Genomic DNA, 15,381 nt, shown 5'->3' on the forward strand with positions numbered 1-15,381 from the left:
AGGGCAATTGATCATCATCGACGGATTTTTGTCCGATGAAATCAACGAAGACTTTGAAGAGGCCATTGAAATCGGTCTGAACAATGCGCTCGTTGCCGCACATCGCGCTGGGAAATTGGAACCTGTGTCTGCAATGCGCCTCTGGGGCTGCGACGCCGGCGAAGAGCCTTTTGACGAATGGGAGAGTTTTGGCAGCGAATGCCTGCCCCGCGTGTTCTCGTGCCAGGAAGCAGCCGCGGAGTTCCTGTGCCAATATCTCATGGCAGACGAGATCGAGGTCACCGGTGCCTGGGCCACAGAGGATGGTCGTTGGGGATGTGTCAACTCCGTCGCTGAGGTGCTGCGGGAAGGTTTGCCGGATACCAGGGTACGAATTTCCGAGACGGCACTGTTCGACGAGTATCGCTCGCGCACCGACACCATCCTTCCGCTCTTCAACCTTGAGCAGGACAACAGCAAAGTTGGAGTCAGCCATGGCCATTCTTGATATGAACATGATCCGGGCGTACTTCATGCTGGATCTTACGACCGCACATCTGCCGCTCGAAACCGTGGAACAGATCAACCGCGGTGAGTTTTATCGCAAGGTTTATTTGCGCAGCGAGTACGGGTTCGTATTTCATATCTCCGAGTATCACGACCTGGGCGAGCGCGAACGTGAACTCAGGGAATGCCCCTGCCCCGCGTTTCGCACGGCACTCAAGATCGCATGGAGATACAATTTGCGCTTCATCATGTACGATCGGGACGCCGAGCCTCACTATGACGTCGAGGAACTGCCCATATACGAGTGGTAAAAAAACCCCGGATCGAAAGATCCGGGGCGTATTAGGGCCGCGCATTGGTGCTCAAGCCCGAGCGAGTTCAGATGAGCACCCGATATTGGTGATGGGAAAACACCAACTGTGCCTTTCCAATATGGTTGGCCCCACGCCCTCTTCAATAGCCTGCCCGGTCGAACAAGAGGAACGTTAACCACTTGTTAAACAGTGTTAAAAACTCACAAACGTTCACCTCTTATAAACTTGAAGCGGGGTTTTCACCTCTCTACTTCCAATCTAAAGAGGCCTCCAATTGCGGGGCTCACTCTTCTCTGCTCAGACGCTCGGCCGCGCTTTGGACAGGGAGAAAACAAAAACGAGCGAGCAGTAGAATGCAAAACCAAACACAAGATACGTGCGACCGAAACGCCTCCGTTTTTGTGCCAGTTCCGGCTCAATCCTTCACTGTTGTCAGGCATCCTGATGACTGGGCTGGCCGGGAAATGGCAAGGCAGGTGTGGCAGCCCTAAGCACAGAAATCCTTTCTCAAGGCACTTTCCATGTCGAACAGTCAGCTGGTTCGCAGGCCTTGCCTGCGCCGCATCGGCTAGCGGGCAAAACCGCCCGTCAAAAAGCTATTGAGACCATCGAAGCCTTTGGCACCCCAAAGAACATGTATATCGGTGTCAACAAGGACACCATTTCGCGCGTTTCGGTTCGCCACGAAGCGCATTGGTGCTGTGAACACCAGAAATACATCAGCCTGAATATTGATTTTGCAGAACACCGCAAGCGGCGCGTCATCGTGATCGACATCGATGACCAGTGGGAAGATGATGCCTGGTTGAAGATCACCGACCTCATACGTGAGGGTGAGATCCCAAAACCCGCCTTTGCCAGCTTCCGCTGGGCCACGAAGAAAAACGAGTCACGGCGGGTCCGGGCGCATTTCGTCTTCCTTCTTCAGTTCCCGGTCAATGAAGGGGACGTCCGTCAAAAGTTTTTCATGAATGTTGTTCTCGAGCATTTCTACGACGTGCTGAAAAGCCATCGGATTCCAGTTGATCGGAACCAGGGTGTCACCTTCAAGAACCCCGCTTCCCGTGAATGGGATGTGTTTCACTTTGCCAACAACCGTCACAGCTTGCGCGATTGGGCGGAAATGTTCGGCATATCCGATCTGGAGAAAAGTGAGCAAAAGGCGATCAATATCGCGCGGCGCAACAGGAAGCGCGCCCGCCGTGCGGCCAGAAAGGCAGGTATAACCGGTAAACGAAACCTCGACGTCTTTGAGATGGCCCGACACAAATGCTACGCCGCCAAATTTCGCTGCGCGAGTTACGAGCAGTTTCACGGCATCGTTTCCGACATCGTGCGGGAAACGCATGACAACATGGGGTACGCCGTTAGACTGTCTGCCAAAGAGCTGGCCCAGATCGCGAAGTCGATTTCCAGGTGGACCTGGGAGAAATACGAGGGCAGCGGATACTGTGAGCGTGACCGAGGCGCTTGTGCGGACCTCCTGGTCGACGGGATGGATCTAGAAGATCGGCAACGTGTCGGTGCCGCTTACAGCCATGACAAGCGCGCACAGAAGGTGATCCGGAAAATCAAGGATGCTTATGACACATTGCTGGCCGAGGGTAAGAAAATCTCCGTCCGTGCCCTGGCAGCCGCAGCCGACCTGTCCGCAACAACGGCCCAGAAGTATCGCAAGATCGTCGAGGCCGGTACCAAGCTTGCATCCAAAGCAGGCGAGGTCTCCCGGGAAATCAAAGAAAGATTGGCCGCAATAGTCTGCCCCACAGACGATACGGCATCCCCAAAGGAACTGTGCCACGATGGTGTATCAGAGTATCCCACTGTGGATCTGCCTCAGGGCCCTACAAAGAGACTAACGCTGAGAAAGCGCAGATCATCCTACCCTCAGCATCGCAACATCGTCGGGGATTGGCCACGGTACAGGCCAAACCATTATCCCTCGGGACAAGTGCAGCCCCGGATCGACCGGGTCCGGCGACCCCGCAGGGTCAATCCAGAAGATCAGCCAGGCCTGGCACCGGCACATATCCTCGCTGCGGCTGGGCTCGTCACAGACGGGGAAACTGCACCAGCCGCTTCAGCAATACGTATCCCGTCCCGGCAAAACTCCACCCGTCCATCAAAAGGAAATCACGCATGGAAAAAACTCACAAAAACACATACATCCTGATCGGCGCCGGCCGGCTATGGATCTCCGACATCCGCTCTTTCGGCACCGCCGGTATTCGAGAACTCATCCTTGAAGAAATCGAAGCGCACAATGGCGATCTGTTTGTTGTGGACGACCTCTTCTCAGAAGGCATTGACGAGTGGTTTGATGATGCCCTTTTTGCCAAACTGAACAGGCTAAGCGAGCTCGGACACAATGTTGGCAGATACTGGGGCTGCGAATCCGATCCTTACCCCTACGACGATTGGCTGGGTTTTGGAGCGGAGGATGAGAAGGTCGTCTTTCCCACTATCGAAAGCGCCGTCCGGTATCTTGGCCAAATTGTCGTGCCCGGCCACATCCAGATTGCAGGCGCATGGCTGGGCGATTCCAGGGCGACGGGCCAGGTCAACGAAGTGCATGAGGCGTTACGAGATGAATTCGGGCACACGGACTTCAAGATAGGCTACAGCGCTTTTGCGGATCCGCTTCGAAGCTTCATACCAGCTGCGGAATAACGATGTATCTCGGGTTTGCCCCTCGCGTTAAACCCGAGATTTACCCCGCGGCTGTAGGCTGAAACGCATTCACAAATGAGTTTCCCACCATGCAGCATTTCAAGCATTTCCCATTAGAATCCCAACGTGTCCTTGTTCCGCCAGAGGAGCTGACCGGCAACGACAACAACGCCCAAAGCGCGGAGTTTTCGGAGCTCCGCACCCGGTTGACTGCGGCAACACGTCAGCTTCGGACAGGGCAAGGCCAAGACATTGCCCGGGACGTTGTGTTTCAGGTGATCGAGAAATGGTGGAGCTGGCAAGCGCAGAACTGCCTGAGCGGCGCCGGGCTCCGAGACCCCGGGTTTCCATTTTCGACACATGCACTCCTGGAAGACGCGGCCCTCGAGGAGTGCATCACCCGATATGCGGGCCTCGCGGCAGCAGTTTCGGCCCCCATGACCGCCTACCAGATCGGCTTGCTCTACACGGCTCTTCTGCCAGGAGACATCAGATCGCGGCAAGGCTTGTTTTTCACGCCACCAGCGCTGGCCAAAAAGCTGGTTGAGATGTCCGGTAAGGCGGGCACCGACTGGTCGGAGGCCCGCGTGCTGGAACCGTCTTGTGGCAGCGGCGTTGTGCTGGTCACGGCCCTGGCGGAAACCCTGCGCTCGATGGAAGATCTCTCTCCCCGGGTCCTCTCCGGGCATCTGGCAGCCAGACTCCAGGCCTGCGACCATGACCCGTTCTGTGCCTGGATTTCCCAGGTCATGGTCGAGTCATGTCTGTTGCCGCGTTTCCGTCATTGCCCGGATGACCTGCCAGAACTGGTCCGGTGCGGGAACACGCTGGAGATGCGTGAAGCCACAAAGTTTGATCTGATCATCGGCAATCCCCCCTTTGGAAAAACCCGGCTCAGCCAGGCACAAAAGAAAACCTACGGGCGCTCCGTTTATGGCCATCCAAACAGGTATGGGCTGTTCCTGGATCACGCCGTGGCAAACACTGCGGATACCGGCGTCATCTGTTTCATAACGCCGACCAGCTACGTGTCGGGACAGTCCTTCAGGAACCTCAGAACCCTCCTGCGCAGCGAGGCACAGCCTCACAGTATCTGCTTTCTCGATCAACGCAGTGGCGTATTTGACGGGGCCAACCAGGCCCTGGCGCTGTCCGTCTTCACCAGAACACGTAGCGAGGATCGCCCACGTGTCGAACGGGTTCACATGACACCGAACGAAAGTCTTGATGTGACCGACCTCGGGGGTTTTCAGCTGCCCGAGGATATCGCCGCCCCCTGGCTCCTGCCGCGCCAGGACGAACATGTTTCCCTGGTTTCGGCCGCATCGAAACTGCCCTGCCGGATGAGGGATTGGGGATACGAAATCAGGACCGGGCCGATGATCTGGAACCGCTACAAAAGGCGGCTGTCCAGCAGGCCCGGTGCGGCAGAATACCCCCTGATCTGGTCGGAGGCCGTACGCCCGGACGGCCGGTTTGAGTGGACGGCGGAGCGAAAGCAGGACCTCAGATGGTTCAGGCTGGAGACTGGAGAAGATCACCTGCGCCAATCGGATCCATGCATCCTGGTTCAGCGCACAACGTCACCGGAGCAAGCCAGGCGTCTGAATGCCGCCCTGTTGTCGCCAGCCTTTCTGCAAGGACATGGATCGGTCGTCATCGAAAACCATCTGAACGTGATTTACCCCGGTAGCGGCACACCGGATGTTCCCCTCGAGATGCTCAACAGATTTCTGAACAGTGACGTCATGGATCAGCTGTTGCGCTGCCTGTCCGGGAGCTGTGCGGTGTCGGCGGCCGAACTCCACGCGCTCCCCCTGCCCTGCCCCTCGGCCTTGGACCGGTTGCATGGGATGCACGATCGCGGTGCCCCGAAGATCGTTATCGAGGCGGAATGCTGGCGGGTCGTTGCCGGGGAGCTTGCAACTTCAAACCAGTTTCCGTCAAAAATCGAAGCCTGATCACACTTCGCTTGCCTGGATATCCTTTCTGGCTGAATTAAGTACCCCTGTTTTACACAAATCACTGCTTTTGTGTAAAACAGGGGTACTTAAATAATTGTTTTTATTGAAATTTACCCTTGCCCTCGGATTTCGGGCATGCGATAAAGGACATGTTCGGGTCGATAAAAGCGATGACTGACAAGCAATCCTTTCATGGGTGGCTACTACAGAAAGTCAGAGAAGCCAGCCGGCAAATATTGGCTGCACTTCAATTTCTGACCTGAAAGCCATGTTTTTGGACGTGGTTACGGGGTGGGTCTCATAGCTCACCCCTTACTTCTATTAACTGCCACCCAATCGCGTGGCGGCGAACCCCAAAAGAGAAGACAAAATCAAAAGTCCGAGGAATCTTCACCGGTGGTGGCCGCCGTTGTCTTTGTCCCGCGTCCGAGAAGCTGTGGATCGTGGAAGGAAACCACCGGGCATCGAATGCGTGTCGGTGCCCCTGCCCTACAGTGGGGTCGCTTAAGGCTGGGGGCGAAATAGTACGCTAGCGCTAGAACGGCCATTCGGAAAACGTGCAGAGAAGGTCTGCAACGAGCCCGAAGCAGACTCCAGTTCACGACACCAGACGAATTCAGGTTCAGAGAATTGTCCGCCGGCCGAGATGGTCTGCAAGCTGATCAAAAACCAACCTGATCCTTCGCGCTGTTTGTAACTCAGAGTGTGTGGCCAACCAGATAGGAAATTTGAATGGCTCGCGTTCGGGCAGAACACGCTCCACACCGGGTGTAAGGGCTGCCACATCGTCTGACATAACACTAATGCCGAAGCCTTGGCGCACAAGCTCCCATGACACTATCCCGCTCTGCGATCCAATCCGAAAATTCTTGCGGGTTACTTCGATGCCAGCCGGATTGAGAAATCCAATCATCGTGTCAACATCGCCAAAGCTGACGAAATCCATCTTAGCAAGTTCGTCTTCATTTCGTGGTCGCCCAACCTGTTCAAGGTATGAAGGGGCAGCGTAAAAATGTGCCGTCGCTTCTGCAACGAGCTTTGCAATCAGGTCCGGCTGTGTCGGGCGCACATGCCGAATTGCGATATCTGCCTCGCGCCGCTGTATGTCTCGTATGTCATTTGCTGCGACAACGTCGATCTCAAGCCGCGGTGCCGCGATCCTGATCTGTTTGAGAATAGGCGGTAGCTGATAGGCTGACATCACGTCGGAAGCAGTGATCCTGACTTGCCCTTCAACTGCTTGTGACTGGCTTGTTGCGGTCAGAGAAATTCTGTTCGCGACATTTGCCATTTCACTGACATGCACCAAAAGCTCAGCACCGGCTGTTGTCAGATTAAGCGACTTGCCAACCCTTTCAAACAAGGTGACGCCTAGCGCCTGTTCCAGCGCGGCGACCTGACGACCCACGGTTGGCTGGGTCTGTTCAAGCACGCGCGCCGCGGCGGAAAACGAGCCTTCTTCTGCCGTTGCAAGAAAAGACCGAGCCTGGTTCCAATCGAAATTGATTGCCTTCCAATTCATGCATTAATGCATAACAGTTCTGCAATATCTGGCAATTTAATAAATTGGCGTTTTAAGATATTGGCTGCGGTGACGCCAAAGGAAAAGAGAAACGATATGGCTACATTATCCAAAGATGCCGCATTTTGGAGCAAGATTTCGCGCAAATATGCGGCTGATCCTATCCGAAATATGGAAGGGTATCTGAACACGCTCGAACGTACAAAGTCCTACCTGAAAGCCGAAGACAGCGTGCTGGAAATCGGCTGTGGAACGGGGTCGACCGCGTTGTTGCTGGCACCGGATGTGGCTCAAATAACTGCCTCCGATCTCGCACCGGGGATGATCGAAATCGCTAACGAAAAACTCGCTGAAGAAGAGCTGGAGAATGTAACGTTCAAAGTGGCCGAGGTTCTGCAGCACGATCCTAACGACGGTTCTTACGACGCTGTCCTCGCACATAATCTGCTGCACCTTGTTCCCGATCTGGGCAAAGCACTCGAACACATTGCGACCCTTACAAAACCCGGTGGAGTATTCATTTCCAAAACCGTCTGCGCTCCGGAGAGTGGAGGGTTGAAATATGGCATGATCAGCCGAATAGCGATCCCGATTATGCAGTTGCTCGGGAAAGCTCCGTTCGTAAATTTTGTGTCCGTAGCTGAACTCCAGCAAGCCATTGAACTTGCGGGCTTCGATATCGTCGAGACGGCGGATCAAGCCGGGTTATTGCTGAGCCGGTACATTGTCGCGAGAAAGCCGTAAAAAAAGCATTCGCGCCATAATTATGTGCATGCAAGGGACAGCTCGGGCCATCAAATTAGTATAATGATGAAAGATGGGATTTCATTTGCACGCCTTTCGGAAATCGATCCGAATGACATTGCGATTCATATGTCCGACCCCCGGGTAGCAGAGCATATGCCGCTTTTGACGTTCAAATGGAGTATCGAGGTCGCAAGAGAGTTTATCACTAAGAAGGAAGGCTACTGGGCGCGGGACGGTCTTGGACATTGGGCGTTTTTGTCAGGCGGTCAGTATGTTGGTTGGGGGGGCTTTCAAAAAGAAGATGACGAGTGGGATTTTGGGTTGGTTTTGCGGCCCGACGCCTTTGGCCTTGGGAAACGGATTTCCAAAATGGCAATCGACTTTGCGATCGCTGACAAACGTATCCCCTTTGTCACGTTTCTGTTGCCACCAAGTCGAAAAAATCTGGGTGCGCTCCGGAAACTCGGCGCCAAACACATAGGCGAGATCGAATACGAAGATGCTCAGTTTCTCAAGTTTCGCCTGGATACGGAGTGAACTCCGTTCTTCCTGATTTTTCCCGGTGGTGCGCCATACACCCGTTTGAAGGCTTTGTTGAACGCAGGCTCTGACAAGTATCCGATGTCAGCGGCAATCTGCGAGATAGGTTGATCGGTGGACACCAACCTTTCTCTGGCCAGGTGCATACGCCACGTTGCAAGATACTGGATTGCCGGAACACCTACCAACTCAGTAAACCGCGCCGCGAAAGCGGATCTGGACATACCAGCAACCTCCGCGAGTGACTCGACTGTCCAAGCCGCAGCAGGCGCACGGTGAGTTGCGACTATCGTGCGCCCGATCTGCGGGTCTCGCGCAGCTTTTAACCAGCCTCGATCCGCATCGGGTGCGCTGTTCAACCAACGACGAATGGCCTCAATGACAACCACATCGGCCAGTCGTGTGATCACGGTTTCGCCGCCCGGTCTCAATTCCCGCGCCTCTTTTGCGATGAATTGCAAAGTTGCCTGTAACCAGCTTCCGGCGTCCTCCTCCCACGGGTCGATTTTGAGTACATCTGGAAGCAAGCGCATCAACATATCACTGGCGGCGTGATCTATTCGGACCAAGCCGTACATGATGCCCGTCTCCGCGCCGCCGCCGCCGTATTCCAGTGTTTCATAAAGCTCGGTTACCTTGCGAATAGGCAACTCCTCCAGCGTTAAAAGCGGCGTGTCTTCTGAGCTAAAGAAACCGACCGGAGCTCCGTTGGTCATCAAGACAAGATCGCCTTTTTCGACCTCGAACGGGTCATCGTCACCGACCTTCATCAAGCACCGCCCGTGTGTGATGACCGCAAAGTTCAGTACACCGGGAAATCCCGGTATCGATACGCCCCAGGGTGCTGTCATGCGAGACTGGCAATAGAATGTGCCAGTGAGTTTCAGAAGATGAAGGATTTCCCCCAGCGGATCGCCGATCGGCTTTGCCAGCGCATCTGGGTCAGGGACATGTGGTTCAACCTTGTTCATGTCGCGACTTTGGCTGAAATTTGGCTCTTCGTCTATACTTTTAGGACGATTGGATAATATTACCGGATTTTGAAGAATAGAATATCTCAATTGACTGTCTAATTTCGGGTCATCAACTGAACTCATGGAGATGACCAATGACACAGCAAACCATTCTTGTACTTGGCGCAACAGGCAAAACCGGATCGCGGATCGCGAAACGTCTGGAAGAAAAAGGGCAGACAGTCCGGCGCGCATCGCGGAACAGTGAAACGCCATTTGACTGGGAACAACCGCAGACCTGGCCCGCAATCCTGGAAGGCGTCTCGTCTGCCTATATTTCTTACTTTCCTGACATCGCTTTTCCAGGTGCGGTTGAGCAAGTCGAAGCCTTCACAGCATTGGCTCGTGAAAAGGGATTACGGCGTTTTGTGCTGCTAACCGGGCGTGGCGAGTTTCATGCGCAACGTGCGGAAGCAGTCGTACGCAATTCCGGAGTTCCGTTCACTATCGTTCGTGCAGCATGGTTTGCACAAAACTTCTCTGAAGGGGCATTGCTTGGTCCGGTCATGGCAGGTGTCTTGCCAATGCCCGCCGGCGATGTACGCGAACCAATCATCGACGTGGACGACATCGCCGATGTTGCCGTAGCTGCTTTGACAGAAGAAGGACACGACGGCGAACTGTACGAAGTCACGGGACCACGTCTCATGACGTTTGCCGACATGGCTGCAGAGCTTTCGCGCGCAATGGGCAAGACTGTGCAATACCTGCCCATTTCATTCGAAGACTTCCACGCGGAAATCGCGCACGCGAATGGCGAGATGATTGCTGATGTGATTACGGACATCGCGCGTGAAACGCTGGACGGGCGCAATGCGAACCTCGCGGACGGGGTCCAGCGTGCGCTTGGACGCGCGCCACGCGACTTCGCCGACTTCGCAAACAAAGCTGAAATGTCTGGCGCGTGGACCAAAGCCGCTTAAGCCAAGCCAAAGGACATTGGAGAAAAACATGAAACTTGAACTTAAACGCAGACTTATCTTAGGTCTGTCCGGATTAACGGCATTTGCCATAGGTCTGGCCATCACTCTGGACCCACGGTCTTTCTACGCCAACTACGGCATCGTACTCTCGCCGCAGCCAAACCTGATGAGCGAGTTGCGTGCACCTGCTGCCAATCTCGCGGTACTTGGCCTGATCATTTTGTGCGGAGCATTTTACCAAAAGTTAGTCCAGGCCTCAGCCTTGCTTGGGGCCACGGTTTTCTCAGCTTTCGCCGTGGGCAGGACAATCAGTTTCGTCCTCGATGGTTGGCCATCCGAAAACATTCTTGCCGCATTTGCGATAGAGGTTTTGCTTGGGGTGTTGTGTTTGTGGGTTGTCGGTGGAAATGCGAAATCTGCAGCGCCGGCCTGAGACGGCTTTGTCCGCGTCTGTTGAGTTCCGACATGGTGCAGCGAAGGTTGATGTTTCCCGAACCAGCCTTTCGTGCCAATCACGGCGAAGGTGTCAGGAAGCCCACTTTGATCGATGCTGCGCGGTGCCCCAATGACGGCGACGCGCAAAACCAGACTTTGCAAATTTACGAGAACGGCTCAAAAGAAATTGCCTTTCACCAAACGGCGAACATTCTGGGGTGTCGTCAGGCAAACTAACCGTTCGCAGTATTCCAACAGAATCTCTGTGCGGAACCCGGAATTGCGTTAAAGTTGCGTAAACAACGTTGGTTCCTCACTTTGAGACGAAATCATCCAAAGCAATATTGAAAGAAAATAGAATGAAACGCCTGTTTCCATCTCTGCCTGAGAACGCGACGCTTGGAAGTGTCTATCAAGCCTTTCCAGACAAACTTTCTCCGCTTTGTGCGTACGAAAGTCTTGTGATGAGGGGCGAGAGCGACCTCTCGGTTGCCGAACGTGAATTAATTGCAGCCTATGTCTCGGGTTTGAATGCTTGTGCGTATTGCCATGGAGCACACATCGTTTTCGCCAAAGCCTACGGAATTGAGGTCGAGACAATCGAGGCACTGATGGAAGATCGCGATACGGCACCCGTCGAGGATCATCTCAAACCGTTACTGGCATACATTGAAAAGCTTACTGTCTCGCCATCACGAATGACGGAAGCCGACGCAAATGCGGTCTACGCGGCAGGCTGGTCGGAGAGTGCGTTGTTCGATGCTATACAGGTCTGTGGTGTCTTTAGTCTCGTGAACCGCTTCATAGAAGGAACAGGTGTCCAAAGTCCTGGCAACGATCCAAGGCAAGCGGATGAGGCCACATTAATCCGATACCGCAGTGACACCTTCTACACCGATTTTGGACGGGAGAATGGCCTCGACATTCCTTGAATTGATGTTGTTTTAACTTTCGAACAGTGACGAAAAACTGGTCCAACAAGAAGTCAGAAGCGTCCTTCGCTCTCGGGGTTGTCCCATTCGTTGGATCAAGTCGGCGCCGTTAGTTATATTGGTGGATCTATGTTCAAGCCTCGATGATCCGTCCGGCTTTTCGTAGATAACCCATTTTCTGATAAGGTTTGGAGACTTGTGGGCTTTGTAAGGGGGGAGAGTTGCTTAAGTTTGACGCTGAGACAACGAGATTACTTGAAATTGCCTATCAGGGAGCTGAGTTGACACGGCGAAGACAGGCTTCATTTGATGCGCTGTGCCCTGCTCCCGGTGAAACTATTTTGGACATTGGTTGTGGCAACGGTCTGTTAACGGCAGAGTTGGCTCGCGCAGTTGGCTCGGATGGTTATGTCATCGGGATCGACCCAAGCGAGGACATGACAGCAGCCGCAAAAGAACGATGCAGCGACTACGCAAACGTGGAGTTTCGTGCAGGTTCCGCAAATCACTTGCCCATTGAGGATGAACGTGCTGACAAGGCCGTCTCGGTACAGGTCTTTGAGTACATCGAAGACGTAGACGGTGCATTGGCTGACACGCTGCGGTGCGTCAAACCCGGTGGGCGCCTTGTCATCAGCGATCTACACTTTGGCAGCTTGATTTGGTTCAGCGACGAGCCCGACAGAATGCAAAAGATGCTGACATCCTGGAACCTGCACTTTGTGAGTGGTTCCGTCCCGGAAAGACTGCCCGCACTGATAAAGGCTCGTGGTGACCGCGTGGAAGATGTCTTGTCGTTCACAATGACAGATCACCAGTTAAAGCCTGATGGTCTCGCAATCATGATGATGCACCTCATGAAGCAATACGCTGTTGCAAATGGCCATGTTGATCCCGCTGTTGCGCAATCGTGGTTTGACGAGCAGCTCAGCCTTGCAAAAGTTGGACGCTTCTTTTTTTCGATGACCCAATTTATCGTCATGGCGCGTAAAAGGGATTGATAGACCGAAATGACTTGGCCTCGGTTCTTCCGCGGGCTCGCTGAAAGGCACGGTTCAAGAGCCCCCCTCAGGTATCGTTGTCGTCGTGATTGGTGCTGCAATCTTTTGTCCGAACTTAATTGTCGCCGTTGAAGCCCCAATGAAGGGCCAGACGTGCAGCCATTGATCAGGCGTTCGAACGACCGCAGCGAAAGACGTAATGCACAGAAGGTCTCGTGTTGGTGCTAACTCTATGGCTACAACACAGGTACGTGGCTGTCACTTCCAGCTTGCAGCTGCCTTTGGTGTGATCCAATCGCCATACCCGGCCGATTGTCACCAAATGTCGTCAGAACCTTCCCGGATACAGATTCATCATGTTCTGCACGTCCAGTTCACTCAAAAATGCGTCCGGATTACTCCAGATCACGTCGTTAATATAGTCGCGTTCTGAGTGAAGATCGTCGGCTGTAGGCCGTGATTCCCGGTTTTCGGGGAGGCCTCTCTTGGTCCAACCAAACAGTCCATCAAATACGGTCCAGATGCTGGGTGACATTGTATGGGAAGCCATCTCATGGTCCTTTTCGAGTTACTTGCGCTGTCGCAACAAGAGTAACTGTTCACCCGTTTTTCTGGTATCCGGCACAAAATTGTGCTGTTCTACAAAAATGAAGAACGGGTTCCGAAATTGGTCGGATATTCGTGTGTTCCTCTCTGTCTTCAGAGAAGGGTCGACGCTTGCGGCCTCCAGAAAGCTAAAGGTCTCCCAACCAACGGTTGCCCGACGCATTGATGTTCTCGAAAGAGAAACAGGCTTGACGCTTTTTGAGCGCGGTACGCACGGGTTCAAACCGACCCCAGAAGCCCTTCGCCTCGTTCCCCTCGCCGAAGCAATCGAGACTTCAGTCCTTGAATTTGCCGATTGCGCGAAAGAATTGACGTCGACACAACCCATCCGTATCACCGCTTACTCAGCAAACTTCTCTGCACGCATGATTGAAATCGTAAACGAGTTTTCCGCCGACAATCAGGATGTCGCATTCGAGTTTTTGTCCAGCGTTCGGGCGCTGGACCTGATGGCGGGCGAGGCCGACATTGCTTTGCGCCTTGCAAGAACTGAACCTGATCCTGACCTGATCTGTCGTAAGATCAGCACGGCCCGCTGGTCTTTGTTCGGCAGCAGAAATTACGCGGACAAATTTGGCTTACCGGGGTCAACGAATGATCTGGCCGGGCATCAGTTTGTTACCTTTCAGCGGGACGACGTACCAAATGTATTCCACGAATGGTTGACCAATCACGTGGAGCCGGACCAGATCGTCATGTCTTTCACTGAACTGGAGCTAATGCATGCGGCGATCAGATCAGGGCAAGGTCTTGGGATCAGTAATGTCAAGCTGGTTGAAGCAGACATGTCTTTTCTCCGATGCTTCGACGAAATCCCCGAACTTGCGGTGCCGCACCTAATGCTCATTTCGCCGGAAGCCTATCGTCGGCCAGAGGTTAGAGGCTTCGTTAAGTTCTTCGCACCTCGATACGCTGCAATCTACAAGTAGTGATCGAGTAAAAAAGAACTGATGCTATACTTTGTGAAACGCGGACAAGCTCTTTTGCATTTAAACGAGTTCAGCGGACAAAGAGAGCGCCGGTTTAAACCATTCCTCTCCGCACAGGGGTTTCAGGACGTTTCAATCGGAAGGCTTTGATCGGCGCTCCACTCAGCCCAAGAACCATCATAGAGGCGCGACTTGTCGAACCCCATGTGGCGAAGCGCAAGGAGACCGCAAGAGGCGGCAATACCGCGACCGCAATACGCGATAACCTCGTCGTCGGTTTGAATTCCCTTGTCCTGATAGTGCTGAAGGAGGCGGAGGCGATCCGCCAACCTGAATGAGCCTCGTTCCTTTAGTTTCGCTGCCCGCTCAGCAATGGGTGTGTGTGCCAAATCCGGATCGATGTTCGATATCGCCGGTATGTTGACGGCACTGGGGATATGTCCCGAGCGACCTCCCCATGTGTGAAGGCCGTCGCCTCGGAAGAGGTCGTTTGGCAGAAAGTCCACAATTCTGACTCCGGGCTTACCTATCGCGTGCAGAACATCAGCTTTGTGGGCAATCCAATTACCCTGCACTGTTGGTTCAAAGTCACCGTGCTCAACGGTTAGATCGCCAGTTTCAGTGGGTCGACTTTCGAGTTTCCATTGCTGCAAGCCGCCGTCCAAGACCTGCACGTTTTTATGTCCATAGTGCGAAAGTGCCCACCAAAGACGCGCGGAAGCCAGCGGAAGCCCGGAGTCATCGTAGACCACGACATGACTGTCGTTGGAAACACCCAACTCGCGCATCTTTTCCCCAAAATCCTCTGGCCCAAGCATCATATCGGGAACGTTCTCAGTGCCGTCTGCAAGCTCTGTCGACATGCCAACATACACTGCGCCAGGAATGTGCTCGGCTTGGAACTCGCTCCTATCGTCATAGGCCACGCCCTTGCCGTTTTCCTCCCTAAACTTCCAGCGAACATCAATGATGCGCAGTTTCGGGTCAGTCAGGTTATTTGCCAACCAAGCCGTATCAATGAGTGGGCGATTGTGTATTACCATCCCTACGTTCTCCTCTAACCGGACGTGGGTCGAGCCGTATGGAATAATCCTCAAAATTGCTTTCGGAGTCCAATTTTGGAAAATCTGGATTTGGTGAAGCAACTATGGTTTGAACGAAATTTCGATGATTTTAGGAGGCTTCTGAAAGAAACTGATGCTGAAATCGTGGCACCTCGAAACGTCGATTTCCTTTGACTCGTTTATGGTTAAGCATGCTCATTTAGCTCACTGACGGACAGGTTTGGAACAGATAGTG

Annotated in this window: 15 protein-coding genes; 12 read left to right on the plus strand and 3 right to left on the minus strand. The window is 53.7% G+C overall.

Features of this window, described 5'->3' with window-relative positions; genetic code table 11:
* Window positions 1–7: 7 nt before the first annotated feature.
* The 5 genes from ACT2B1_RS19705 (at window position 8) to ACT2B1_RS19725 (ending at window position 5,431) form a co-directional block, all read left to right on the plus strand.
* On the plus strand, window positions 8–487 hold the full coding sequence (locus ACT2B1_RS19705) for a hypothetical protein (protein WP_481669215.1): 480 nt from the start codon (window positions 8–10) through the stop codon (window positions 485–487).
* On the plus strand, window positions 474–797 hold the full coding sequence (locus tag ACT2B1_RS19710; RefSeq protein ID WP_481669216.1) for a DUF5983 family protein: 324 nt from the start codon (window positions 474–476) through the stop codon (window positions 795–797). The genes ACT2B1_RS19705 and ACT2B1_RS19710 overlap by 14 nt, the downstream gene beginning before the upstream one ends.
* Window positions 798–1,278: 481 nt before the next feature.
* On the plus strand, window positions 1,279–2,973 hold the full coding sequence (locus tag ACT2B1_RS19715; RefSeq protein ID WP_481669217.1) for a hypothetical protein: 1,695 nt from the start codon (window positions 1,279–1,281) through the stop codon (window positions 2,971–2,973).
* Window positions 2,940–3,470 (plus strand): hypothetical protein, encoded by a 531-nt coding sequence (locus ACT2B1_RS19720; protein ID WP_481669218.1) that lies wholly within the window; start codon window positions 2,940–2,942, stop codon window positions 3,468–3,470. The genes ACT2B1_RS19715 and ACT2B1_RS19720 overlap by 34 nt, the downstream gene beginning before the upstream one ends.
* Window positions 3,471–3,559: 89 nt before the next feature.
* A complete protein-coding gene (locus ACT2B1_RS19725) occupies window positions 3,560–5,431 on the plus strand; it encodes an HsdM family class I SAM-dependent methyltransferase (protein ID WP_481669219.1) in 1,872 nt (623 codons plus the stop codon).
* Window positions 5,432–6,056: 625 nt separating this feature from the next.
* On the opposite strand, the gene ACT2B1_RS19730 is transcribed toward ACT2B1_RS19725, so the two are convergent.
* Window positions 6,057–6,956, minus strand: coding sequence for a LysR family transcriptional regulator (locus ACT2B1_RS19730; protein WP_171241280.1), 900 nt, complete (start codon window positions 6,954–6,956; stop codon window positions 6,057–6,059).
* Between the two features lie 96 nt (window positions 6,957–7,052).
* On the opposite strand from ACT2B1_RS19730, the gene ACT2B1_RS19735 reads away from it, so the two are divergent.
* Window positions 7,053–7,700, plus strand: coding sequence for a class I SAM-dependent methyltransferase (locus tag ACT2B1_RS19735; protein WP_171105638.1), 648 nt, complete (start codon window positions 7,053–7,055; stop codon window positions 7,698–7,700).
* Window positions 7,701–7,766: 66 nt separating this feature from the next.
* Window positions 7,767–8,240, plus strand: a complete 474-nt coding sequence (locus ACT2B1_RS19740) for a GNAT family N-acetyltransferase (protein ID WP_171091915.1) — start codon at window positions 7,767–7,769, stop codon at window positions 8,238–8,240.
* Here ACT2B1_RS19740 and ACT2B1_RS19745 read toward each other — a convergent pair.
* The gene (locus ACT2B1_RS19745; RefSeq protein WP_481669220.1) at window positions 8,207–9,214 is read right to left on the minus strand and encodes an AraC family transcriptional regulator; all 1,008 of its coding nucleotides are present in this window, start codon (window positions 9,212–9,214) and stop codon (window positions 8,207–8,209) included. The genes ACT2B1_RS19740 and ACT2B1_RS19745 overlap by 34 nt on opposite strands.
* Before the next feature lie 137 nt (window positions 9,215–9,351).
* Here ACT2B1_RS19745 and ACT2B1_RS19750 point away from each other — a divergent pair, with 137 nt between their 5' ends.
* The 5 genes from ACT2B1_RS19750 (at window position 9,352) to ACT2B1_RS19770 (ending at window position 14,082) form a co-directional block, all read left to right on the plus strand.
* Window positions 9,352–10,179, plus strand: a complete 828-nt coding sequence (locus ACT2B1_RS19750) for an NmrA family NAD(P)-binding protein (protein ID WP_171241276.1) — start codon at window positions 9,352–9,354, stop codon at window positions 10,177–10,179.
* Window positions 10,180–10,207: 28 nt separating this feature from the next.
* Entirely contained in the window at window positions 10,208–10,612 is a 405-nt protein-coding gene (locus ACT2B1_RS19755) for a DUF4345 domain-containing protein (protein ID WP_171241275.1), read from the plus strand.
* Window positions 10,613–10,973: 361 nt separating this feature from the next.
* The gene (locus ACT2B1_RS19760) at window positions 10,974–11,546 is read left to right on the plus strand and encodes a carboxymuconolactone decarboxylase family protein (protein WP_481669221.1); all 573 of its coding nucleotides are present in this window, start codon (window positions 10,974–10,976) and stop codon (window positions 11,544–11,546) included.
* A gap of 221 nt (window positions 11,547–11,767) precedes the next feature.
* Window positions 11,768–12,547 (plus strand): methyltransferase domain-containing protein, encoded by a 780-nt coding sequence (locus ACT2B1_RS19765; protein WP_282121514.1) that lies wholly within the window; start codon window positions 11,768–11,770, stop codon window positions 12,545–12,547.
* Window positions 12,548–13,068: 521 nt separating this feature from the next.
* On the plus strand, window positions 13,069–14,082 hold the full coding sequence (locus tag ACT2B1_RS19770; RefSeq protein WP_481669222.1) for a LysR family transcriptional regulator: 1,014 nt from the start codon (window positions 13,069–13,071) through the stop codon (window positions 14,080–14,082).
* 122 nt (window positions 14,083–14,204) lie between these two features.
* Here the strand turns inward: ACT2B1_RS19770 and ACT2B1_RS19775 are convergent, their stop codons facing one another.
* The gene (locus ACT2B1_RS19775; protein ID WP_282121516.1) at window positions 14,205–15,125 is read right to left on the minus strand and encodes a sulfurtransferase; all 921 of its coding nucleotides are present in this window, start codon (window positions 15,123–15,125) and stop codon (window positions 14,205–14,207) included.
* Window positions 15,126–15,381: the final 256 nt, after the last annotated feature.

The sequence above is a fragment of the Ruegeria sp. S263 genome, assembly GCF_056780525.1.

Coding starts and splice junctions, on each gene's coding strand:
- ACT2B1_RS19710 (WP_481669216.1), top strand. CDS start 474: ATGGCCATTCTTGATATGAACATGATCCGGGCGTACTTCATGCTGGAT.
- ACT2B1_RS19720 (WP_481669218.1), top strand. CDS start 2,940: ATGGAAAAAACTCACAAAAACACATACATCCTGATCGGCGCCGGCCGG.
- ACT2B1_RS19725 (WP_481669219.1), top strand. CDS start 3,560: ATGCAGCATTTCAAGCATTTCCCATTAGAATCCCAACGTGTCCTTGTT.
- ACT2B1_RS19730 (WP_171241280.1), bottom strand. CDS start 6,956: ATGAATTGGAAGGCAATCAATTTCGATTGGAACCAGGCTCGGTCTTTT.
- ACT2B1_RS19735 (WP_171105638.1), top strand. CDS start 7,053: ATGGCTACATTATCCAAAGATGCCGCATTTTGGAGCAAGATTTCGCGC.
- ACT2B1_RS19740 (WP_171091915.1), top strand. CDS start 7,767: ATGAAAGATGGGATTTCATTTGCACGCCTTTCGGAAATCGATCCGAAT.
- ACT2B1_RS19745 (WP_481669220.1), bottom strand. CDS start 9,214: ATGAACAAGGTTGAACCACATGTCCCTGACCCAGATGCGCTGGCAAAG.
- ACT2B1_RS19750 (WP_171241276.1), top strand. CDS start 9,352: ATGACACAGCAAACCATTCTTGTACTTGGCGCAACAGGCAAAACCGGA.
- ACT2B1_RS19755 (WP_171241275.1), top strand. CDS start 10,208: ATGAAACTTGAACTTAAACGCAGACTTATCTTAGGTCTGTCCGGATTA.
- ACT2B1_RS19760 (WP_481669221.1), top strand. CDS start 10,974: ATGAAACGCCTGTTTCCATCTCTGCCTGAGAACGCGACGCTTGGAAGT.
- ACT2B1_RS19770 (WP_481669222.1), top strand. CDS start 13,069: ATGCTGGGTGACATTGTATGGGAAGCCATCTCATGGTCCTTTTCGAGT.
- ACT2B1_RS19775 (WP_282121516.1), bottom strand. CDS start 15,125: ATGGTAATACACAATCGCCCACTCATTGATACGGCTTGGTTGGCAAAT.